This window comes from Pseudoalteromonas prydzensis (assembly GCF_011050055.1).
GTDB classification, from domain to species: domain Bacteria; phylum Pseudomonadota; class Gammaproteobacteria; order Enterobacterales; family Alteromonadaceae; genus Pseudoalteromonas; species Pseudoalteromonas prydzensis_A.
Genome location: NZ_DRGM01000178.1, coordinates 21,760 through 44,955, shown reverse-complemented (window position 1 = coordinate 44,955; position 23,196 = coordinate 21,760). Strand labels below are relative to the sequence as shown.

Below are 23,196 nucleotides of genomic sequence, written 5' to 3'. Positions count from 1 at the left end.
TCTTCATGGCAATTAGAAATAGAAAGAGAGAAAGTTATGTTTAAAGGTGGAATGGGTAACATGATGAAGCAAGCGCAGCAAATGCAAGAGCGCATGCAAAAAGCCCAAGACGAAATTGCTAACTTAGAAGTGGTTGGCGAAGCCGGTGCTGGTTTAGTTAAAGTAACTATGCTTGGTAACCACAATGTTCGCCGCGTTGAACTTGACGAAAGTTTAATGGAAGACGACAAAGACCTTATTGAAGACTTACTTGCCGCTGCCTGTAATGATGCAGTACGTCGTGTAGCAGAAGAAACACAAGAGCGTATGGGTAAAGTAACTGGTGGTATGCAACTACCACCAGGTATGAAAATGCCGTTTTAAGATAAAACATGCAACTTTCAGAGAGTTTAAACCAGTTGATAGAGGCACTGCGCTGTCAGCCCGGTATAGGTCCAAAGTCAGCACAGCGCATCGCGTTTCATTTATTGGAACGCGACCGTAAAGGTGGCGCTCAGCTTGGTAATGCACTTATCAAAGCGATGACCGCAATTGGCCATTGCCAATCTTGCCGTACATTTGCAGAGCAGCCACAATGTGAAATATGTTTAAGCCCAAAACGCCAAGACAGTGGTATTTTGTGTGTGGTTGAATCACCTACCGATGTACTGGCGATTGAACAAACTGGCCAGTATAAAGGTTTGTACTTTGTCTTGATGGGGCATTTGTCACCTATCGATGGCATTGGTCCAAATGAAATTGGCCTTGATATTCTTGAAAGTAAGTTGCAGCAAGGTGGGATAAACGAGGTTATATTAGCGACCAACCCGACAGTTGAAGGGGAAACTACAGCGCATTATATTGCCCAGCTTTGTCACCGTTATAAGGTTGCTGCATCGCGGATAGCCCATGGTATTCCAGTCGGTGGCGAACTTGACTTGCTCGACGGTATGACGTTAATGCATGCATTTAGTGGCCGACGCGTGGTTAGTCAAAATTAACGATTAGACGTGCATTAAGTTAAAACCTGCATTAACGCCCGTTATGCAGGTTTTTGTTTTTATAGCTTGGTGGTAAAAGTTTGATCGTAATTTTTCCATTAACTGGGTAATCTATTTCTTAGTGGCTGGAGTCACTTTTTTCGTCAGTCAGGCTAATTTGTAAGGATCACAATGCAAGATAATAAAAAACCTCAGCGTGCTTTGTTAAAGAGCAAACGCTTTCTACCGCTTTTTGTCACTCAGTTTTTCTCTGCGTTAAACGATAATATTTATAAACAAGCGGTGCTACTGTTATTGATTTTTCAAACTGCAAATGTTGCCGATGGCGCTTTTTATGCTAACTTAGCGGCAGGCTTATTTATTCTACCGTTCTTTTTATTTTCAGGAATGGCGGGACAAATTGCTGAAAAAAAGGAAAAGTCAAAATTAATCCGTACCGTAAAACTTGCCGAAATTCCGATTATGCTAGTGGGCGCTGCGGCCATTTCAACGCACTCTGTTTGGCTGATGTTAACAACGGTATTTTTAACAGGGTTACAAAGTACCTTTTTTGGCCCGTTAAAATATTCAATTTTACCGCAGCATGTTGCAGCCAATGAATTAACCAAAGCTAATGGCCTTGTTGAGTCAGCGACATTCGTGGCCATTTTGTTAGGCACCACGTTTGGTACGTATTACATTACTCAAACCTTGGGGCCAACGATTATTAGTGTAGTAATTGTTTGCTTGGCGGTTATTGGCTATCTGAGTAGTCGCTCAATACCGAACAGTGCGGCGAATGATGCTAATTTAGTGTTTACCTTTAATCTTTTTTCATCGACTACAGGTTTGTTTAAAGCACTCAATGCCCAGACTGAATCAGTCGGAAAGTCCGTACTTGGCATCAGCTGGTTTTGGTTTATTGGCGCTATTATTTTAACGGCGCTACCAAACTATGTGAAATATGTCATGGTTGGCGATGAGCTGGTCGTCACCAGCGCTTTGGTGGTGTTTTCATTAAGTATTGCGATAGGGTCGCTGTTGTGTGAAAAGTTGTCTCGCTCACGGATAGAATTAGGTATTGTACCGTTTGGCGCGCTGTTGATCACATTATTTTTGTATTTTCTGAGCCAAGAGCCTGCAATGAGCTTTTACCAGCAACCAAGCGAAGCATTATTTACACTTGAGCAAATACTGCATACCGGTGACATGTATTGGCATTTTATCTGGATGGCCGGCATTGGTATTGCGTCTGGTTTTTATACTGTGCCGTTGTACGCTTTGATCCAACAACGCACCGTCGAATCAAGCCGCTCACGGATCATCGCCGCTAATAATGTGTTAAATGCGTTGTTTATGGTCGCCAGTGCGGTGTTAAGTATTGTCATGCTATCTATATTTGCATGGTCGATCCCACAGTTATTCTTGTTACTGGCAGGATTAAATTTACTGATCTCAGTGTATATTTATACCAAAGTGCCAGAGTTCTTCTTACGCTTTGTTATCTACTTGTTGACCATTTGCATGTATCGAGTGCGTACTAAAGGGGAGCATAATATTCCCAGTGAAGGCGCTGCTGTGCTGGTCAGCAATCACGTTAGCTTTGTTGATTGGATGTTTATTTTAGCGGCGTCACCAAGGCCTATCCGGTTTATGGTGTTTGCCCCTATTTATTATTCTCCCGCACTGCATTGGCTATTTAAAATGGCCAAAGCGATTCCCATTGACAGTGAAAAATCTGATCCGCAGGCGTTCCAACAAGCATTTGATGAGGTTGCAAAAGCATTAGCTAACGGTGAGTTAGTGGGGATCTTCCCTGAAGGTAAATTAACCGGCGATGGCTCGATTGCTATTTTCCGCCGTGGTATTGAACGTATTATACAACGTTCACCGGTGCCTGTTATTCCGGTGCATTTAGGCGGGTTATGGGGCAGCATGTTTAGTCGTAAAGCAAAATGGCGACTACCACGACTGAAATGGTCGCTGGTGGCTGTGACTGTTGACGAGCCTATTGCTGCCAATGCAGTAACTGCAGATGAATTACGTGAGCGAGTGGTTGCCTTACAAGAGCAGTACGATAAAGGTGCCGTTTAATAGCGATTAAACGCTGATATAGCAAAGATATAAATTTAGCGCGCAACATTCAGTGGTGAATATTGCGCGTTAGTCTTGTGCTTAGTTGGCTACTAACTAACAGCTAGCCACACACCAACCGCGATCATTAAACTGCCGGCAATGCGGTTCATCCATTTTATGTTATCACCTTGATTTAAAAATAATCGTAAACTTTTGCCGCCAGTGGCATAGAGCATCATACAAGTGAACTCACTGAGCATAATAATGGCGACTAACATGCTCAATTGTGGGGCTATGGCAGAGTCAATATTAATAAATGGCGGGAGCAGGGAAATCATAAACGCCCAGCCTTTAGGATTGGCAATCGCGGTGATAAACCCTTGTGAGAATAATGCTTGGCGAGAGACTTTTAGCTGATTTTCAGCATCTAATTTGATGGTTGCTTTTGCCCGCCACATCATCACCCCAACGTAGATTAAATAGCCTGCGCCGAGCCATTTTAAGGCATTAAAAACCATTGGATAATTAAGCATAATACTGGCTACACCTGCGACGGCTGCAACAGCCACAATAGCAACGCCGAGTAACTCACCGATCATCATCCACATGGTTCTGCGTACACCAATACTCATCCCGAGCGTCATGGCTAAAGTCATACACATACCCGGTGTAATTGAGACAAAAAAGAAGGTCGGTATAAATACTCCCAGTACAGCTAGGTCGAGCATGTCAATATCCGTTATTTATATTTATAGAGCGTAATAGTAATGGTTTTTGAAAGGGTTAGAAACTAATTTGGGATGGTTAAGCGCAATCATGAGATTGTTAGCAGCCGCGATAAAGTACTTATCCGTAAGCTAATTGCGATCCCTACAGGGATGCAGCAGTGAACTTTTCTACCTTGATCACCAACACTTATTTGTAAGTGGGTTTTAACAAATATATTTTTGCTTTGTTGAGTGCTTTGAATTAGGATCAAATCAGTTTAAAACCAAGAACTAATGTCCTGTGCCTAGATTACTTATTGTTATTGCCTCCATGTTCCTAAGTTTCACTGCAACAGCAGTTGAAGTGACTGATCTATATCAAGATGTCTTAAAAGTGTCTGACAAATCCCGCGATGCTCGACTCAGCGCCAGCCGTGAAGCGTTACTTAACGTACTGGTCAAAGTCAGTGGCGATCCGAATGCGGATAAAAATCCAACCGCTCAGCAACGCAGTAAAGATATTTCAGAATACATGCTCAAATTTGAATACGACGAAAAAGCCGATGGTCAGCTTAATCTCGTGGTGAAATTTGAGGCAAACAAGATCAATGCGCTGATCAAAGAACTTAACTTGCCACTGTGGGGAACACGTCGGCCACTCGTCGCAATTTGGCTAGCTATTGAAGATAACTGGCGTCGTGAACTGGTAACCCAAGAAAGCTATCCGCAGTTAGAGCAGCTAATTTACAGCACCGCAGCGCGGCGTGGTTTGCCAGTGGTGGTGCCATTACTTGATTTACAAGACCGTGCACTAGTGGGTATTCCTGAAGTGTGGGGGAATTTTTCAGAGCCGGTAGAGCTGGCGTCTAGCCGTTACAGCGCCGAGCGTAGTATTACGGCACGATTATATAAACAGCCAAACAGCGAGGTGTGGTTACTTGATTGGCGTTTCACTAACGACGAGCTGTTTGAAGCAAACAGAGTAACCGGTGATAAACAACAAGCCATAGCCTTAATGATTGATAGCTTAGCAGCAGGTTTGGCCAATGAATATGCGGTTGACCCAAATTCTACAACGCAGCTTGCCCAAGCGGTGTTTAAATTAAAAGGCACCAATAACTTTGTTGATATTGAATTGGCAAAACGTCAGTTGCAAAGTTTAAGTGTCGTTACCCAAGTGACCATTATTTCGCGTACAGCAGAGGTGGTTAGTTTTGCTTTAAATCACACCGGCAGTATGCATGATTTACAAAAAGCGTTAGAGCTGGACCGTGCGTTTAAGCCCTTTGTTGACCCGCGTGCTTTTTATCCTGTGGCAGCGCAAAACGACTTAGAGTATCAGTGGGTTGGTCTTTAATGCAGACAATGGAGCCGATGCAAATGGCATTGCCGGTAACATTACCGGATGATGAGACCTTTGCCTCTTATTTTGGTGGCGAAAACTCACTGGAAGTGAGCCATTTAAAAAATGCATTTGAAAGTTTAGCGACCACATTTCAGTATACTTACTTATGTGGGTTAGGGGATTCGGGTAAGTCGCATTTACTGTATGCAACTTGTATTCATGCTCAAGAGCATGGCTTATCGACCATGTTGCTGTCCATGCGTGAAGTGATTGATTTTGGCCCTATGGTACTCGATGGCTTAGATACGCTTGATGTATTATGTATTGATGACGTGCACTTAGTAGCTGGCAATGACGCTTGGGAAAAAGCCTTATTTAATTTTTTTAATCGTTTCAATGAACCGGGTAAGTGCTTAGTCGTTACTGCTGATTTACTCCCTGACATGCTAAATATTAGCCTGCCAGATCTTGAATCACGGTTAAAATGGGGCACCACATTTCAAATTCGTTCCATGAGTGATGATGACAAAGCCGAAGCTTTAGTAAAACGTGCTAATATGCGTGGCCTTGAATTAAGCGATGAATGTGCGCGGTTTTTATTAACCCGTTTAAGCCGTGATATGCGTGCGCTACTTGATGTGCTTGATAAACTCGATCATGCATCGATGGCTGCACAGCGTAAATTGACTATTCCCTTTATAAAATCCACTCTAAAACTCTAGTTTTCTCTGCAAAATCGTTTAACTTCCCATTTTGCTAGATCAGAATGGGAAAGAATTCAATAAGATTGGTATAAAGTCTAGAATCTAGCCTGTGCTTTCAGTTATCATTAGCTATTACTTAAAAGCAATCACCTCTGTGACAGATCAGGTATCGAATGAACTTAGAAAATATATTAGCGCAAGCACTTGAGGCGGTCGCCAGTGCCAGTGAAATCGCGCAGCTTGAAGATATCAGGGTTAACTACCTTGGTAAAAAAGGCGAAATCACTAACCTATTAAAAACCCTTGGTAAAATTGCCCCTGAAGAACGCAAAGAAGCCGGCCAAGTGATTAACCAAGCTAAGCAAGATGTGCAAGCTGCAATTAATGAAAAGCGTGAGTTACTGGCAAGCAAAGCGCTTGAAGAAAAACTTGCGGCTGAGACTATTGATGTAACTTTGCCAGGTCGTGTTATGCCAACGGGTGGTTTGCATCCGGTAACTCGTACAATCGAACGTATTGAAAGCTTTTTTGGTGAATTAGGTTTTGCTGTTAAATCAGGCCCTGAAGTAGAAGATGACTTTCATAACTTCGACGCGCTAAATATTCCTGAACATCACCCCGCGCGTGCTGATCACGATACCTTTTATTTTAATCCAAAACTGGTTTTACGTACGCAAACCAGCGGTGTGCAAATTCGCACCATGGAAACTGAGCAACCACCACTGCGCATTATTTCGCCAGGGCGTGTATACCGTAACGATTACGACCAAACGCATACGCCGATGTTTCATCAGGTGGAAGGGTTAATGGTTGATACCGATGTAAGCTTCACTGAGCTGAAAGGTATTTTGCACGATTTCTTACGTAACTTTTTTGAAGAAGACATGGAAATTCGTTTCCGTCCTTCATTCTTCCCATTCACAGAGCCTTCAGCGGAAGTAGACGTAATGGGCAAAGATGGCAAATGGTTAGAAGTATTAGGCTGCGGAATGGTGCACCCAAATGTACTTAAATCAGTAGGCATTGACCCTGAAAAGTACACTGGTTTTGCCTTTGGTATGGGTGTAGAGCGTTTAACCATGCTGCGTTATGGTGTAAATGACTTACGTGCGTTTTTCGAAAACGATTTAAAATTCCTTAATCAGTTCCGTTAAGAGTGAAGAAATAACATGAAATTTAGTGAAAAGTGGTTAAGAGAGTGGGTTAATCCTGCAATTGACACGCAGGCTCTTGCGGAACAGTTATCAATGGCTGGCCTTGAAGTCGATGGTGTAGAGCCTGCTGCGGCAAAATTTTCAGGCGTTGTTGTTGGTGAAGTGGTTGAATGTGGTCAACACCCTGATGCAGATAAACTACGGGTAACAAAAATTAATGTCGGTGGCGATGAGCTGCTAGATATCGTCTGTGGTGCGCCAAACTGTCGTCAAGGCATTAAAGTGGCCGTTGCAACCGTAGGTGCAGTATTGCCGGGTGATTTTAAAATTAAAAAAGCCAAACTGCGTGGTCAACCGTCTCACGGTATGCTGTGTGCGTTCGTAGAGCTGGGCATTAGCGAAGAAGGCGACGGTATCATGGAGTTGCCCCTCGATGCACCGGTGGGCACCGACTTACGTGAGTACTTAAGCCTTGATGACAACATCATTGACGTTGATTTAACCCCGAACCGTGGCGATTGCCTTGGTATTAAAGGGATTGCCCGTGAAGTGGGCGTACTTAACAGTATTGATGTTAAAGCACTAGACATTCCTGCGGTTACGCCAACAATTGATGACAAAGTATCGATTGAACTGGTAAATGAAGACGCCTGTCCGCGTTACTTAGGTCGGGTGATCAAAGGCATTAACCTAGACGCAGAAACGCCGCTGTGGATGGTTGAAAAGCTTCGCCGTAGTGGCGTACGCTCTATTGATCCTGTGGTAGATGTAACTAACTATGTGTTAATCGAACTTGGCCACCCAATGCATGCATTTGATTTAAGTGCCATTGAAGGCGGCATTAAAGTTCGTAGTGCCGATGCCGGTGAAGAGCTGGTATTACTAGATGGCAACACTGCAAAATTAAATGAATCAACGCTGGTTATTGCGGATCATAACAAAGCATTGGCGATTGCTGGTATTTTTGGCGGTGAGCAATCAGGCGTTACCGAGCAAACAACGGATATTCTCTTAGAAAGTGCGTTTTTCAATCCAGTTGCTATCGCAGGTCAAGCTCGCAGCTACGGCTTACACACTGATGCATCGCATCGTTATGAACGCGGTGTGGATTTTGCACTGCAACATGATGCAATGGAACGTGCAACCGCCTTATTGCTTGAGATTGTAGGCGGTCAAGCCGGCCCTGTAGTTGAAGCTGTTGCAAAAGATAAGCTGCCTAAGGTCACTGAAGTACGTCTTCGTCGTGCGCGTTTAGACCGTGTTATTGGTCATCATATTGATGATGCGAAAGTAACTGACATTCTCACCCGTTTAGGGCTTGATGTGAAAATTGTCGATGGTGTGTGGAGTGCAGATGTACCTAGCTACCGTTTTGATATTCGCATCGAAGAAGATTTAATTGAAGAAGTTGCTCGCGTATATGGTTACAACAGTATTCCAAACGTAGCACCAACCGCTAAATTAAAAATGACCACCCATAACGAAGCCAATATTGCAGTGAATAAATTTCGCAATACGTTAGTGACTCGTGGTTATCAAGAAGCGATCACTTACAGCTTTGTTGACCCTAAAGCACAGGCTATTTTACATCCAGATAGCGATGCGCTTATTTTGCCACACCCAATTTCAATTGAAATGTCGGCAATGCGTGTCAGTTTAATGCCAGGGCTACTTGCGTCAGTAATGTATAACCAAAACCGTCAACAACCACGTATTCGTTTATTTGAGCATGGCCTTAAATTTCTACCTGATGAACATGCAGAAAATGGCGTAAACCAAGTTGCAGTTATCGGTGGTGCTATTACTGGTCTTGCCCATGGTGAACATTGGCTTGAAGAAAAGCGCGCTGTTGATTTTTATGACTTAAAAGGCGACGTTGAAGCATTACTTGCATTAACCAATGATATAACGCGTTTTGAGATCAAAGCAGAACAATCAGATGGTTTACATCCTGGTCAATCTGCAGTGATTTATGTTGCAGGGAAAAAGGTGGGCTTCTTTGGAGCTATTCACCCACAAGTACAAAAATCGTTAGATATCAATAATGCGACTTATGTATTTGAAATTGAAATGTCTGCTATTGAAAAAAGAAATTTACCAGAGGCAGTTGGGGTTTCGAAGTTCCCTTCAAACCGCCGCGACATCGCTATTTTAGTGGCAGATCAGGTGAAATCTGGCGACATTTTATCAGTGATAGAAAAAGTTGGCGGAAATCAATTGGTTGACCTAAACTTATTCGATGTGTATAAGGGCAAAGGTATTGAGCCAAATTATAAGAGTTTGGCGATTGCTCTAACACTGCAAGCGGTTGATAGAACGCTCGAAGAGAAAGATATCAATCTAGTAGTTGATAACGTGGTGGCCGCACTGGCCGAACAGTTTAATGCATCGTTGAGGGACTAGATATGGCGCTTACTAAAGCCGACATAGCTGAACACCTATTTGAAAAATTGGGGATCAATAAAAAGGATGCCAAAGATTTAGTTGAAGCGTTTTTTGAAGAAATCCGCTCAGCGCTTGAAAAAGGCGAGCAGGTTAAGCTCTCTGGATTTGGTAACTTTGATCTTCGTGACAAGAAAGAAAGGCCTGGCCGTAACCCGAAAACAGGGGAAGACATTCCTATTTCGGCGCGACGTGTTGTGACCTTTAGACCGGGTCAAAAGCTCAAAACTCGTGTTGAAGTTGGCACGAGCAAATAAATTAAAAAAGGCAGCGTAAGCTGCCTTTTTCTTTGCTACTGCGCAAATTTATCAGTGATCGTAGCGCATCAAAATTCTCGCGGTGAGACAAACTGTCCTGATTGAATACTGTCATAGGTTTGCTGTGCGAGGGTATCTAATCCGTTCAAACTTTTCCCTGCGGCTGTGAGCTGCTGTTCAATCGGGAATATTTCAACATTGGTTATCCCAGAAAGTTGTGCGACTTTAGCAAACGTATAGGCGTGCTTATATTTTTCATGTTTATAAAATAAACTGATCAAGGTGGTGTAAATTTCAGGATTTGGGATTTGATCTGCTTTATTTAGCTCTAAGGTTTTATACAGTAAATCAATGGTTTTCTCTTCATCAAACTTAATATAGTAACTGGCTAAGAAAAACTGGATTTCAGCGTCTTCAGTCACGCTAGGATCGTTTTCAAGGGCTAGTAATTTAGTCAGTGCCGATTGGTTATTATTGCGTGACCATTGATAATACAATAAGCCTGGGTGATTGGTATTTTGGGTATCTTGATAAAGTCGCGTCATTTCTTTGATGCTGGTTAAATGAGCTTCCACGCGGGAGGTGGTTTTTTCTTTTAATTTTATATGCTCAATTTTTGCTGCCAGCGAGACGCATTGACCGTATTTTTCAAAATCTTTTAATAGTAAGTATTTATTGTCATCAGTAGGGTGCTTGTATTCATGGTAACGGGCCATGATCACCTCGGCACGCAGTGCTTTACAGTGACTGTCTTTATTTAAATCATTACATAACCCCGGTGTATCTTCACACACCTTGGAAAGTGTTAAAGGCTCTTCACATCCAGTCAACGCCAACAAACTCAGTAAAACACTTGCTCTTAGCAACATCCTTTAACCCCATTTTAATAATTTCTTTATTATTCTAGCTTAATGAATTGCTCTCTAACAGTGGAGAATAAAGTTAGTTTAAATTAGAATAGCGCTGCCCACTGAGGCGTATTGCTCTCAAAACACAATATGTCTTAAGGCTATCCGTTCAAAAATTGTTTAATTAGGTAAATAAAATGACCTCATCTCACGAGTTAGAATACACAAATAGTTGGCAAGAACGCCAAGATTACGCTGAAAGCATGCAACCTATCATTGGTAAGCTATATCGTAATCGCGGTATTGAAATCGCTGTATATGGCCGTCCTCTCGTTAATGCCAGTACAATTGATATCATTAAATCTCACAAAACAGTGGCACAATTTGAAGGCACTAAATTACGTTTACGCGAAAGCTTCCCATTTTTAGAAGCGATCAGCAAAATGGATTTAAACTCTGCACGTATTGATATCGGTAAACTGGCCTATGGTTATTTATTTAACGATGCTGCAAATGGTCGTTCTATCGAACAGTATTTAAACGACGAGCTAGCTGAAATTGTCAACTCACAAGCCAAAGAGCCACGCGATGTGGTGCTCTACGGTTTTGGTCGTATTGGCCGTTTATTAGCGCGTTTGTTAATTGAAAAATCAGGTCCTTATGCTGACTTACGCTTACGTGCCATTGTGGTGCGTGGTGGTAAAGATGGCGACCTTGAAAAGCGTGCGAGTTTATTACGTCGCGATTCAATTCACGGTCCATTCAATGGCTCTATTACCATTGATAAAGAACGTAATGCTATTAAAGCAAACGGTAGCTACATCCAAGTTATCTATGCTAATTCACCAGATGAAATCGATTACACCTCTTATGGAATCGACAATGCGCTTATCGTTGATAACACTGGGATCTGGAAAGACGAAGCTGGCCTTGGTTTGCATTTAAAATCAAAAGGCGCTGCAAAAGTATTATTAACAGCACCGGCCAAAGGTAATATCAAAAACATCGTATATGGTGTTAATAACCAAGATATTCTGCCTGAAGATAAAATTGTCTGTGCAGCAAGCTGTACCACCAACGCTATCACACCAACATTAAAAGCACTGAATGATAAGTTTGGTATTAACAATGGTCACGTCGAAACAGTGCACTCGTACACGAATGACCAAAACTTGATTGATAACTACCACAAAGCGGATCGTCGTGGCCGCGCCGCAGCGCTTAATATGGTGATCACTGAGACTGGCGCAGCGAAAGCTGTTTCAAAAGCATTACCAGAGCTTGAAGGCAAATTAACCGGTAACGCAATCCGTGTTCCTACCCCTAATGTGTCTTTGGCTATTTTAAACCTGAACCTTGCTACCAGCACTACGGTTGAAGAACTAAACTCGTTCTTACGCCATGCTGCTCTGCATTCAGAGTTACGCGACCAGATTGATTACACGGCTTCGACTGAAATTGTATCTACAGATTTAGTGGGCAGTCGTTATGCGGGTGTGGTTGATTCAACAGCAACAATCGTTGATGACAACCGTATTGTACTGTACGTTTGGTACGATAATGAATTTGGTTACAGCTGCCAAGTTGTGCGTTGTATGCGCGATATGGCTGAGGTTTCATTCCCTAGCTTGCCGCGTTAATAGGCAATAGCTTAAAAATCTTTACAAAAAGCCAGCATTCGCTGGCTTTTTTAGTCGTGAATGTTTTTTCAAAACCCAAGCCATGTGGTAGGCTGTCTCTAGTTTGCTACATTTTAATAACAATGCGTCCATTACATTAGGGCGTTGCTTAATTTCTAACTAACAAGCGATAGGTTAGTGATTAATTTTTCATATAATAGGTTTAATAAAATGAAAATCACCAGTAATTTTGACAGTGGCAATATCAAGGTCATTGCCGCGACCGATCCACTCGATATTCAACTTGAGATCAATAAAGATCATTTATCTGATTTTTTCCAGTGGTTCCATTTCCGTTTAGAAACAACGCCTTTTCAAAGCCATAAATTACATATCAATAATCTTGAGAATTCAGCGTACCCAGATGGCTGGGATGGCTATCAAGCGGTTGCATCGTATGATCGGCAAACCTGGTTTAGGGTTCCTTCAAACTATGCTGATGGCAGTTTATCATTTGAGATTGAACCAGAATGTGGCACTGTTTATTTTGCTTACTTTGCCCCATATAGCTACGAGCGTCATTTAGATCTTATTACGTGGGCACAAAGCCAAGAAGCCTGTCAGCTTGAAACCTTAGGTGAAACGCTTGATGGCCGTGATATGAGCGTATTGCGCATTGGTGGCGAAAGCGACGAGAATAAAAAGACAATTTGGATCACTGCGCGTCAGCATCCAGGCGAGACGATGGCTGAGTGGTTTGTTGAAGGTGTATTGCATAAATTATTAGATGACGAAGATCCGCATGCCGCGGCATTGTTATCAAAAGCGGTTTTCTACATAGTACCAAATATGAACCCTGACGGTAGCGCACGTGGTCACTTACGTACTAACGCCAAAGGCGTGAATTTAAACCGTGAATGGCAAACCCCAAGCATGGAAAATAGCCCTGAAGTATATTTAGTGCTAAATAAAATGCGTGAGACCGGTGTTGATATGCACTTAGATATCCACGGGGATGAAGCGATCCCCTATAACTTTGTTGCCGGCAGTGAAGGTATCCCAAGCTATGATGCGCGCTTAAAAGACTTAGAAGACAGTTTTAAAGCGGCATTGCACATAGTGACTCCTGAGTTTCAAGATATCCACGGTTACCCGAAAGATGAGCCAGGTCAAGCCAATCTAACGGTGGCTTCATCGGCTGTTGCAGAAGAATTTAAAGCGCTTGCTTACACGGTTGAAATGCCATTTAAAGATAACGATGGCTTACCTGATCCAGATTATGGTTGGTCAGATCGCCGCTCGTATCAATTTGGTCAAGATACGTTGGCAGCCATCGTCAATGTTGTTGACAAGCTGCGTTAATAGAAAAGGGCATCATTTAATGATGCCCTTTTTACTTTGTTTAAGTATTTTATGGCGTGATCTTTCGAACACACTAATGACGATTAGATGTTCGCCTAATCGCTTTACATCTGTGTTAGCGCAGTCTAATTAGCTCTTTTGATAATTAACTGTTAACAAGGATGGGTGATTTAAGTTAATATTCAACAAATTGAAAAGAGAAGTAGGCGCTGTGTTCTTATACCAATGACATCTTACTTTTCAGCAATCAGTCGCGCATTCTGAGTCGCTCAAGCACAGTACCGTAACTATAAATAATAAATATAACTAGTGAGGATATCCATGGAAGCTTTTGTAAGCAGCGTTAATGACATAGTTTGGAGTAATGCACTCATTTTCTTATGTCTAGGCGCAGGTCTGTTTTATTCCGTATTAACCCGTTTCGCGCAAATTAGACATTTCAAAGAAATGTGTAAACTCCTATTTAGTCCGAATACTTCAGATACCGGTATTTCGTCTTTTCAGGCACTCGCTGTTTCATTATCTGGGCGAGTCGGTGTAGGTAATATTGCAGGGGTAGCAGCAGCCATTGGTTTTGGTGGCCCAGGGGCTATTTTTTGGATGTGGGTGGTGGCTTTTTTAGGTGCCAGTACCGCGTATGCAGAATCAACACTCGGGCAAATTTATAAAACCGAAGAAGACGGCCAATATCGTGGTGGCCCAGCTTATTATTTTGACCGTTGTTTAGAACAAAAATGGCTGGCTATCTTATTTGCAGTGTCGGCAATCATCGCCTGTGGGGTGTTCTTACCCGGCGTGCAAGCGAATGCTGTTGGTAACGCTTTCACGCAAGTTTTTGGTGATGGCATTATGGTAACAACCAGTTTTGGTGATGTAGGCAGTTTTAAACTGGTTGCATTGGCCATTATTCTGATTGTATTAGCGTTCATTATCTTCGGCGGTATTAAACGTATTGCCAATTTTACCCAGATTGTGGTGCCATTTATGGCGTTAGGCTACATTATACTGGCTTTAATCGTGGTGTTTTTAAATCTTGATAAGGTGCCGGATATTTTTTCGTTAATCATAACTGATGCTTTTACCGCTCAGGCGGGCTTTGGTGCAGCTATTGGTTGGGGTGTAAAACGCGGTATTTATTCTAACGAAGCGGGTCAAGGTACTGGACCGCATGCAGCGGCAGCAGCCGAAGTTGATCACCCAGCTCAACAAGGTTTAGTGCAAGCTTTTTCTGTGTATGTTGATACTATTTTTGTCTGTACTGCGACTGCGTTAATGATTTTAATCACTCAGCAATACAATGTCGTGGGTGAATTACCTGCGGGCCAATTTATTGTGCAAAACGTTGATGCTGCAACTGAGGTTGGCTCAGCTGCCTTTACGCAAATGGCATTATTTAGCGTGTTTGGTGGTTTTGGCGAAGCATTTGTCGGGATCGCATTATTTTTCTTCGCGTTTACTACAATACTTGCTTATTACTATATTGCAGAAACCAATGTTGCCTATTTAAATCGTTATTTTAAAGGCAGCATCCCACTGGTTATTGTGAAGTTAGTGATTATGTTTATGGTATCGTATGGCATGGTTAACAGCTCTGGTTATATCTGGAGTATTGGTGATATTGGCGTAGGTTTGATGGCGTGGATCAATATTTTGGGTATTTTGGCGATATTTTTTGTCGCAAGGCCTGCACTGTTATGCTTGCGCGACTATGAAGACCAAAAGAAAAATGGCGGCCCAATTACATTTGATCCGGTTAAGTTAGGCATCAAAAATGCTACTTTCTGGGAAAAACGTCTTGCAAAACAAGCTAAAGATACTGAGTCTAAAGACTAAACAGTGTGATCAAAGCTGTTTTTTGATTCACACCGATTGGGTGCAATTGAAAAAAGACAACGACAAATAAAACACGTACAATAAAGGGCGCCGCAAGGCGCCTTTTTTATGCGAAGTATGGAGAAAGATATGGCGATTGTTAGTTGTCCTAGTTGTAATAAGTCAATATCCGATAAACATAAACAGTGCCCACACTGTGATAATAATGTAGCGCAGCTTGATGACGAGCAACGTCAACAGCTAGCACGCGAAAAACGTATTCAAAAACAACAAATGTTTATGAATCATTCTTTTTTTGCGCTGCTCATATTTTTAGGTGGATTCTTTAGCTTGTACTTTTTGCAACCAGAACCCGAAACGCCAACGTGGTACGCATGCGCAGCAGCCATTGCTATCGGTTGTATTTGGTATTTAATTAATCGCGTTATTTTAGTGATGCTGAAAAAGAAAAAATGACATGAACATCGACAATCTTGTAAAAACAATTACCCCAGAATTATTCGAACGCTTACAGTATGGTGCGGCAACAGGAAAATGGCCTGATGGCACTGTGCTAAGTTCTGAGCAAAAACAGCAGACAGTGCAATTAGTGATGCTTTATCAAGCTAAAGTTGCGCAAACAAATGAGCAATTTACCATTGGTTCTAATGGTGAAATGGTGCAAAAAACCAAAGCACAATTGCAAAAAGAATTCACCGCAGAAAACGAAATAGCAAGGTTTAGTGAACATGATCTTTAAACACCTTTTTACCCCAAAGTGGAAGCACCCAAAGCAACAAGTACGTTTAGAGGCAATTGAAAAGCTCGATGTAGAGCGTGATGCGACTATTTTAAATGCATTAGCACTTGAAGATAGTTCAGCAGAAATTCGTAAAAAAGCACTGACTAAAGTAAATGATTTAGTGTTGTGGTGGCAGGCATATAAACAAGATCAAAGCTTAAAAGAATTAGCCGAGCAGCATATATCGAATGCTGTACTGAATGATGAAAGTAAGCTGTCGAGTCAAATTAAAAATGAATATATAGAGCGTTTTGCTCCTGTTAAAACCCTCGAAAAATTGGCGTTTGCAGAAAAAGAACTACAAGTAAGAGCGAAGTTATTAAAACGTTTAGCCAATCCAAAGCTGGTTGAAAAAGCGTTTAAAGAAGGCTCAAGTGAACTACAAGTGTATCTTGTTGAACAAGTGATCACTCATCAATTAGTGAAAAATTTAGTAAAGCATGCGCAAGGGGACGCAAAATTAGCCCTGCAAACGCATTTAGAAAATGAGCGTTTAGCCGTTGAAATGCCATTAAAAGTACAAAGTGAAAGCCGTGTTATTTTGGCAAAACTTAATGCATTACGTGAGAAGCAAGACTTTGCAGTAGTGACTCAACAATACGGTGAGTTAACTCAGCAATGGCAAGCGCTAGAACTTAGTTGGTTAAGCTCAGAGCAACGTGACACAGTTGCAACTAAATACACGCTACTGACCGACAAGCTTAATGAGTTAGTAAGCCAACTACAAGCTGCGCATGATCAGCAACAGCAACGTTTGGCGTTACAGCAGCGGCAACTGTTAGCACTGGCAAATTTAGAAGCTCTCAGCGATGAAATTGAAAATGCACTACAACTGGGTTTAGAAACACCAGAACAAATACAGCAAGATTGGTTAGAAGCGAAAGTGACACAAGCACAAGATAGCTTGGCGCAAAGTGAACTGTCAGACAGCGCACAAAAACTTCAAATCACCACGCGATTAACGAGTTTGTTTAAGCAAGTAGCTAAATTACCAGAACTTAGTGAAGCGATCAGTGCATTCAAGGTGGCATTAACTGAACTGACTAACATAAGTACCGATGCTATTGAACAAGCAAATTACGATGACGCGAATCGTCATTTTAAGCAGACATATAAAGCGGCGAATGCATCTCTAGCTCAGTTACCTAAGCCTTTACAAGGGCCATTTAAAACCCAACTTGCACAGCAGCAGCAACGTTGGCATACGGCTGTTGCGCCTATCAGTGATAAATTAACTAAAAACCAGCAACTTGCTGCTCGTAAAGGACGTGATGTACAGCGCTTAATTGAACAAGGGCGTTTTAATGTTGCGTTTGGTGTTTTTAAAGGCTTTATTGAGTTGTATGACACCTTAACAGCGAATAGTCAGCAAAGCCTTGAAAAAGTGAAAGCAGATCTTGAGCAACAATTAGATAATGCTCGTGATTGGCAAAAATATGCGTCTGCGCCTAAACGTGAAGAGTTACTGACGGAGATCACCGCATTACTTGCACAACCTTGCACAGATGCCAAGCAGCGTGCAAATGAAGTGAAAACATTACGTCGTCGTTGGAATGAGCTCGGCCGTTTAGATACCGAGCAAGAGCAGGCGCAAGGAAAAGAGTTTGATGACAAGATAGAATTATTATTTGCCCCTTGTCGTGAACATTTTGCTGAGCTTGAACAACAACGCGAAACGATGAAACTTGAGCGCGACGCTATTATTGGTGAAATGAAGTTATTGGCCACTAGTGATACGACGAGCGATGAGTTTGATTGGAAAGAGTTTGAAAGCCAATACAACCGCATCAATAAAGCCTGGCGTAATGCCGGTAATGTAGAGCCTAAAGTATATCGTGCATTACAAACGCAATATAAAGCACAGCAGCAGCAAGTATTCAATACCTTAAATACCTTTCACAAAGGTAATGCAGCAGCAAAAAATGCACTTGTAGAGCAAGCGCAACAGCTAGCGCAAAGTGATGACTTAGCGGGCGCATGTCAGCAGCTAAAAGAATTACAGCAGCAGTGGCAGGGTATTGGCTTTGCTGGCGTGAAAGCTGAAAATGCATTATGGCAAAAATTCCGCCAATTTAACGATGTCACCTTTGCTAAACGCAGCGAAGAGTTTGCTCAGCATAAACAGCAACAAGCAGCCGACAACGCCGTAATAACAAGCCAGTTAATTGAGCTTGAAGATGCGTTACCAGCAGTGAATCAAAAAGCACAATTACTGGATTTACGCACTAAGGTGGTTGCTCTTGACGGTAGCAAAGAACTAAATAATCGTATGCAAAAGTTATTGGCTAATATTGACGATAAACTAGCTGCTGTTACAGAGCAAGCGGCACAAGCCGATTTCGCGGCTTTGTTTAGTGCGCTGCAAAGCCAACAAGCAATTCCAGCACAGTGGCAAAGTAGTGTTAATACGCAGCTAAGCGTTGCACAGCTATTAGTAAGAATGGAAATTCTTGCTAATGTTAGCAGCCCCGAGGGGATTTCACGTATGGCAGAGCAAGTTGCGATGCTTGATGATAAACATCGCGGTGAACAAGCAGACTTACATTATTACTTAAAACAGCTGCTGGCACTCAGTCAAGGTTCAGTTGATGCTGACACACTAACTCGTTTAAAAGCGGTATTTAGCATTTAAACAATACCAGTGCGCTATCCATTGCAGAAAAGCCGCCATTGTGCGGCTTTTATTTTTATTTAGTTATTGACGATAATATTATAGTAAAGGAAAAATAATGAAGTATATTTTATTAATTGGCTGTTTATTACTTTCAGCGTGTAATACCACTAACGGTGTTGCTGTTTATTCATTTACTAGCAGTGAGATTGAAACAGTGCTTAACCAACAATTGCCAAAGCTCAGTGAAAAAGTGAGTTTGATGGGCTTACCCGTGCAATTTGATGTGAATGATTTAAGCGTGAATGTAGGCCCTGATAATCGAGATGTAGTGGTGCTTGGCGCAGATTCAAGCGCCGTTATAAATGCCTTTGCGCTTAAATATCCGGTGCGCTTAAAGTTGCAAATAGAAGGTGCCCCTTTTTATGATAGTGAGAAGAAAGCAGTATTTTTACGCAATGTAAAATTGCTTGATTCAACCATTGACGCTGGTGGCTTTAAGGGCAATTTAGCGGTTCTTGATGATGAAGCAATGAAAGTTATTAACGGGTTTTTAGCTGTAAATCCGGTCTATAAACTAAATATGAATGACCCTAAAGTCGCATTATTAAGCAAGCTGCCTTTAGATATGAAAGTAGAGCAGGGCGCAATTAAATTAGTACCTAGCATTTAAACTATATTATTCAGATACAAAAAAGCCCTGTTTGTACAGGGCTTTTTTGTATCTATAAGGTTATTATTAAATGCTACTGCTTAATTTATAAGGGAAGGCGCGCGCTATAAGGGCTGCTGTTTATAACCGAGCCGGGTAATGTAAATTAAAAGAATAAATTTATTATATAGGTACAAATTGTGTATTTAATCGACTATACTAATTGTTAGTTGATCACCCTTAATTGCCTTCTTTATGGATAAAGAGCCTATTATGAAAAAATGTAACGTGATATTCAGTGTAACTATGACTGCTGTATTCTCGGTTGTAGCTTTTGCTAATGAGCCCGATTTAAATGCTAATCCTTTTCTTGCTGAACATCCAACGCAACAGCAGGGCGCTCAGGTGTTCTCTTTTACAGAAACACCAATTGCTCTGCACGAACATGATAACATTAATGCAGCTCAAGATACCGGCTATGTGCGGCTTGCTGTAGAGACTAAAACCAATGGTTTTGCGTTAGTAGACACATCTCAGATCAAAGATATTGCAAAACTGATTGCAGAGCACAAATATGGCCATGAACTATTTCTGCTTAGCTTAAAACCTGAAATTATGGCTGCGCAATCAATCGCAGACCAAACTAATTTGTCGCAGCAATTTGCAGGTGACACAGTCGCTTTAGATAATATATTGGTGCAACAAGAATTTACTGTTATGAGTAAAACCGTTGGCGGAAATTTTATTGCCGGTAGCGGTTGGGATCAGTTAACTCAGGTTGTCAAAAATGATACGTTTGGTACTGTGATTATAAAAGTGTTTAGTTTTAGTCAAAGCAGTGGCGTATACCTTGATGCGGATGCGGTTAATTATTATGTCAATAACCATCCAGGTATCCTTTATGTACTTAAAGACAATAGCGATAATGCGTACTCGAGTCTATCCTGGACTGACAAAAAGCAATCCTATTTTATTGCTCTTGAAAAAAATATTAATGATATTGGTTTAGCTGAGCGGTTTGAAACGCTAATAACATCGATGTAGTTTTATTATAAAGTGATCAAATGATTTTATGTAATTAAGCATGTTAAGTACACTTTTCAGCGCTGATAAAGTGAATAATAAACCACTTAACTTTAATGAATGACTATACTCATCTTATTATTAATCTTAGTTTAAATAAAATCCTTAAAAACTGATTAATCAGCTTGGCCTATTTAAAAAAATAGGCTTATAATTTACTTGAATCAAATCTAATTTATAACTTTACAATTTAGTGAGTCGAAAATGAAAGAAATTAAAGCGTTTATAAAATCAGCGAGTCTTGCTGACTTAGAGAAAGCACAAGCATTATTAACAGATGCAATCGCAAAATATACAGAGCAACAACAAGCGAAACAGGAAGTCCTTGATTTATTAAAAGCGAAAGGCTTAACTGTTGAAGACCTTCAGGAAGGTGCAAATGATAAACGCACTAAAGTAATGCCAAAATACCGTATCGAATTTGAAGGTGAAACTGTTGAATGGACTGGCCGTGGTAAACGTCCTAAAGCATTCCAAGGTGTTGAACTAACCAAACATCTAGCTTAATAGCAGAGGGGCCGCGAGCCCCTTACTTTGCTGAAAATTACTCCTCATTGTTATTGCTCCTTTAAGTTGCCACCATGACGTATGTATTACGCCCTTATCAACAAGAAGCGGTTGATCGCACCGTTGCTTATTTTCGTAAAACCTCAGAGCCTGCCTTAATCGTATTACCTACCGGTGCTGGGAAAAGTTTAGTTATTGCTGAGTTGGCGCGCATTGCCAGACAAAAAATTTTAGTACTTGCCCACGTTAAAGAGCTGGTTGAACAAAACGCCGAAAAATATAAGAGCTTTGGTCTTGAAGCGAGTATTTTTTCTGCGGGTTTAAAACAAAAGTCGTTAGCACATCAGGTCACCTTTGCCAGTATCCAATCGTTGTCACGAAATATTGAGCAACTTGATCAGCACTATTCGTTAGTGATCATTGATGAATGTCACCGTGTCAGTGGTGATAAAGATAGTCAATACGAGAAAGTGATTCTGGCATTAAAAGCACATAACCCGCAGTTAAAAGTGTTGGGGTTAACTGCCACACCTTATCGTATGGGGATCGGCTGGGTGTATTATCGTCATTACCATGGTTTTGTCCGAGGTGATAAGGTCAGCCCATTCCAAGAGTGCATTTTTGAACTACCGCTGCGCTATATGATTAAACATCAGTATCTAACACCGCCGCGGGAAATCGATGCTGCAATTAGCCACTATGACTTTTCGTCTTTGCAAAGTGATTCATTCGGACGCTATACGGGTGATGATATGAATCAATTACTGGCAAAAAATAGTCGTGCTACCAAAGCCATTATGCAGCAAGTCATTGAGTACAGTGAGCAACGTAAAGGGATCATGATTTTTGCAGCCACCGTGTTGCATGCAAAAGAAGTTTATGGCTATTTGCCCGATCAACAAGCGGCTTTGATCACGGGTGATACACCTAACGCTGAACGTGACCAGATCATTATGGCGTTTAAGCAGCGGCGGATAAAATACCTTGTTAATGTATCAGTATTGACTACCGGTTTTGATGCCCCGCATGTGGATTTTATTGCTATATTACGGCCGACCGAGTCGGTTAGTCTATATCAACAAATTGTCGGTCGTGGTTTGCGTTTAAGTGAAGGAAAAACGGAATGTTTAGTCATTGATTATGCTGGGAATGGTTTTGATTTGTTTTACCCAGAGGTAGGCAGTAAAAAGGGCGACAGTGATAACGAGCCAGTACAAGTACAGTGCCCTGGCTGTGGTTTTGCCAATATTTTTTGGGGAAAAACCGATAGCCAAGGTAAAGTCGTTGAACATTTTGGCCGCCGCTGTCAAGGTTTGCTTGAAGATGATGACGGCTTAAAAGAGCAATGCGACTATCGATTTCGTTTTAAAGAATGTGAAGCGTGCGGCGCAGAAAATGATATTGCTGCGCGTATGTGCCAAGCTTGCCATGCAGTAATGGCTGATCCGGATGATAAATTACGGGCGGCACTTAACTTAAAAGATGCATTAGTGCTGCGTTGTAGTGGTTTAAGTGTTGAAAGCCTTGCAAGTAATGAGCAGATAATAAAGATCACCTATTATGATGAAGATGGTGCCAGTTGTGATGAAGTATATGACTTTTCAAAATCAGCGGCGCGTTACGCGTTTAATAAACAATTTGCTAAGCGTACCGCGCAAGGTCTTGCACCGACAGAGTTTAAATCGGCGCAGCAAGTCATTGCTAAACAATTACAGCTGGTAGCACCGGATTTTGTGATTGCCAGAAAGAGTAAAAAATATGGCTGGAAGGTTGCGGATAAACTATTTGATTACCAAGGAAATTTTAGAAAGGCAAATCAGTTAAGTGGTTAATAAACTTAACTGATTTTTTGTTTTAGGCGTCGTCGCCATCCATTAATCCCCAGCCGTCACCATAGCCATTATAGCCATTGGCGATACTTTCTAAATACTGCTCAGTTTGGCCAAGTAAAGTGTGATCTGGCACCATTTGTACCTGAGTTACTACTTCCCAAATACCAGTGTCTTTGCATTGCACTAATTCGGTTGTAGGTGCAAGCTCATCTTCTACTATCGCTGTGGCAAATTTTTCAGCATCTACTTTTTGTTCGAATAAAATATAGAAATCAATTTTGTGCATCTGGGCTAAATCTATGCCTGCAGCTGCGATTTCAGCTAAAAGTTGGCCATTGTCATCATCAGGAAAGTGCATTTAAAAACTCAATAAAATTATTTCAAATTAGTAATGACTATTGTAACCAAAATCCAGCACATAAGC

The 23,196-nt window shown here is 41.5% G+C and carries 21 protein-coding genes; 18 read left to right on the top strand and 3 right to left on the bottom strand.

Going from position 1 to position 23,196, the window contains the following annotated elements; genetic code table 11:
• Window positions 1-36: 36 nt before the first annotated feature.
• From ENH88_RS17710 to ENH88_RS17700, 3 genes are all read left to right on the top strand, one after another.
• Entirely contained in the window at window positions 37-363 is a 327-nt protein-coding gene (locus ENH88_RS17710) for a YbaB/EbfC family nucleoid-associated protein (protein ID WP_304184249.1), read from the top strand.
• A gap of 8 nt (window positions 364-371) precedes the next feature.
• Window positions 372-980 carry a recombination mediator RecR gene (gene recR / locus ENH88_RS17705; RefSeq protein ID WP_304184247.1) on the top strand — a complete coding sequence of 203 codons (609 nt, stop codon included), beginning with the start codon at window positions 372-374 and terminating at the stop codon, window positions 978-980.
• A 171-nt stretch (window positions 981-1,151) separates the two neighbouring features.
• A complete protein-coding gene (locus tag ENH88_RS17700; RefSeq protein ID WP_304184245.1) occupies window positions 1,152-3,053 on the top strand; it encodes an MFS transporter in 1,902 nt (633 codons plus the stop codon).
• Between the two features lie 92 nt (window positions 3,054-3,145).
• Here ENH88_RS17700 and ENH88_RS17695 read toward each other — a convergent pair whose 3' ends face one another.
• Window positions 3,146-3,763 (bottom strand): LysE family translocator, encoded by a 618-nt coding sequence (locus ENH88_RS17695; protein ID WP_304184244.1) that lies wholly within the window; start codon window positions 3,761-3,763, stop codon window positions 3,146-3,148.
• 280 nt (window positions 3,764-4,043) lie between these two features.
• On the opposite strand from ENH88_RS17695, the gene ENH88_RS17690 reads away from it, so the two are divergent.
• From ENH88_RS17690 to ihfA, 5 genes are all read left to right on the top strand, one after another.
• Window positions 4,044-5,099 (top strand): DUF2066 domain-containing protein, encoded by a 1,056-nt coding sequence (locus tag ENH88_RS17690; RefSeq protein ID WP_304184243.1) that lies wholly within the window; start codon window positions 4,044-4,046, stop codon window positions 5,097-5,099.
• A complete protein-coding gene (hda, locus tag ENH88_RS17685) occupies window positions 5,099-5,809 on the top strand; it encodes a DnaA inactivator Hda (protein WP_304184273.1) in 711 nt (236 codons plus the stop codon). The genes ENH88_RS17690 and hda overlap by 1 nt, the downstream gene beginning before the upstream one ends.
• Window positions 5,810-5,964: 155 nt before the next feature.
• Window positions 5,965-6,945 carry a phenylalanine--tRNA ligase subunit alpha gene (pheS, locus tag ENH88_RS17680; protein WP_192541605.1) on the top strand — a complete coding sequence of 327 codons (981 nt, stop codon included), beginning with the start codon at window positions 5,965-5,967 and terminating at the stop codon, window positions 6,943-6,945.
• 15 nt (window positions 6,946-6,960) lie between these two features.
• Entirely contained in the window at window positions 6,961-9,348 is a 2,388-nt protein-coding gene (gene pheT, locus ENH88_RS17675; RefSeq protein ID WP_304184240.1) for a phenylalanine--tRNA ligase subunit beta, read from the top strand.
• 2 nt (window positions 9,349-9,350) lie between these two features.
• Window positions 9,351-9,644 carry an integration host factor subunit alpha gene (ihfA, locus tag ENH88_RS17670; RefSeq protein ID WP_016707763.1) on the top strand — a complete coding sequence of 98 codons (294 nt, stop codon included), beginning with the start codon at window positions 9,351-9,353 and terminating at the stop codon, window positions 9,642-9,644.
• Between the two features lie 68 nt (window positions 9,645-9,712).
• Here ihfA and ENH88_RS17665 read toward each other — a convergent pair whose 3' ends face one another.
• Complete coding sequence (locus tag ENH88_RS17665) at window positions 9,713-10,513, bottom strand: DUF2989 domain-containing protein (protein ID WP_304184239.1); 801 nt, start codon at window positions 10,511-10,513, stop codon at window positions 9,713-9,715.
• A gap of 176 nt (window positions 10,514-10,689) precedes the next feature.
• Here ENH88_RS17665 and ENH88_RS17660 point away from each other — a divergent pair, with 176 nt between their 5' ends.
• From ENH88_RS17660 to ENH88_RS17615, 10 genes are all read left to right on the top strand, one after another.
• On the top strand, window positions 10,690-12,132 hold the full coding sequence (locus ENH88_RS17660; RefSeq protein ID WP_304184238.1) for a glyceraldehyde-3-phosphate dehydrogenase: 1,443 nt from the start codon (window positions 10,690-10,692) through the stop codon (window positions 12,130-12,132).
• Window positions 12,133-12,342: 210 nt separating this feature from the next.
• On the top strand, window positions 12,343-13,473 hold the full coding sequence (locus ENH88_RS17655; protein ID WP_304184236.1) for a M14 family metallopeptidase: 1,131 nt from the start codon (window positions 12,343-12,345) through the stop codon (window positions 13,471-13,473).
• Window positions 13,474-13,794: 321 nt separating this feature from the next.
• Window positions 13,795-15,306, top strand: coding sequence for an alanine/glycine:cation symporter family protein (locus tag ENH88_RS17650; protein ID WP_304184234.1), 1,512 nt, complete (start codon window positions 13,795-13,797; stop codon window positions 15,304-15,306).
• 129 nt (window positions 15,307-15,435) lie between these two features.
• Window positions 15,436-15,762, top strand: a complete 327-nt coding sequence (locus ENH88_RS17645; RefSeq protein ID WP_304184271.1) for a hypothetical protein — start codon at window positions 15,436-15,438, stop codon at window positions 15,760-15,762.
• Between the two features lies 1 nt (window position 15,763).
• Window positions 15,764-16,045, top strand: a complete 282-nt coding sequence (locus ENH88_RS17640; protein WP_304184232.1) for a YeaC family protein — start codon at window positions 15,764-15,766, stop codon at window positions 16,043-16,045.
• Complete coding sequence (locus ENH88_RS17635; protein WP_304184231.1) at window positions 16,035-18,719, top strand: DUF349 domain-containing protein; 2,685 nt, start codon at window positions 16,035-16,037, stop codon at window positions 18,717-18,719. The genes ENH88_RS17640 and ENH88_RS17635 overlap by 11 nt, the downstream gene beginning before the upstream one ends.
• Window positions 18,720-18,816: 97 nt before the next feature.
• Entirely contained in the window at window positions 18,817-19,371 is a 555-nt protein-coding gene (locus ENH88_RS17630; protein WP_304184229.1) for a DUF1439 domain-containing protein, read from the top strand.
• Between the two features lie 252 nt (window positions 19,372-19,623).
• A complete protein-coding gene (locus tag ENH88_RS17625; protein ID WP_304184228.1) occupies window positions 19,624-20,394 on the top strand; it encodes a hypothetical protein in 771 nt (256 codons plus the stop codon).
• A gap of 243 nt (window positions 20,395-20,637) precedes the next feature.
• Entirely contained in the window at window positions 20,638-20,940 is a 303-nt protein-coding gene (locus tag ENH88_RS17620; RefSeq protein WP_304184226.1) for an H-NS family nucleoid-associated regulatory protein, read from the top strand.
• A 74-nt stretch (window positions 20,941-21,014) separates the two neighbouring features.
• Window positions 21,015-22,772, top strand: a complete 1,758-nt coding sequence (locus ENH88_RS17615) for a DEAD/DEAH box helicase (protein WP_304184225.1) — start codon at window positions 21,015-21,017, stop codon at window positions 22,770-22,772.
• Window positions 22,773-22,794: 22 nt separating this feature from the next.
• On the opposite strand, the gene ENH88_RS17610 is transcribed toward ENH88_RS17615, so the two are convergent.
• Window positions 22,795-23,130, bottom strand: a complete 336-nt coding sequence (locus ENH88_RS17610) for a ribonuclease E inhibitor RraB (RefSeq protein ID WP_304184223.1) — start codon at window positions 23,128-23,130, stop codon at window positions 22,795-22,797.
• Window positions 23,131-23,196: the final 66 nt, after the last annotated feature.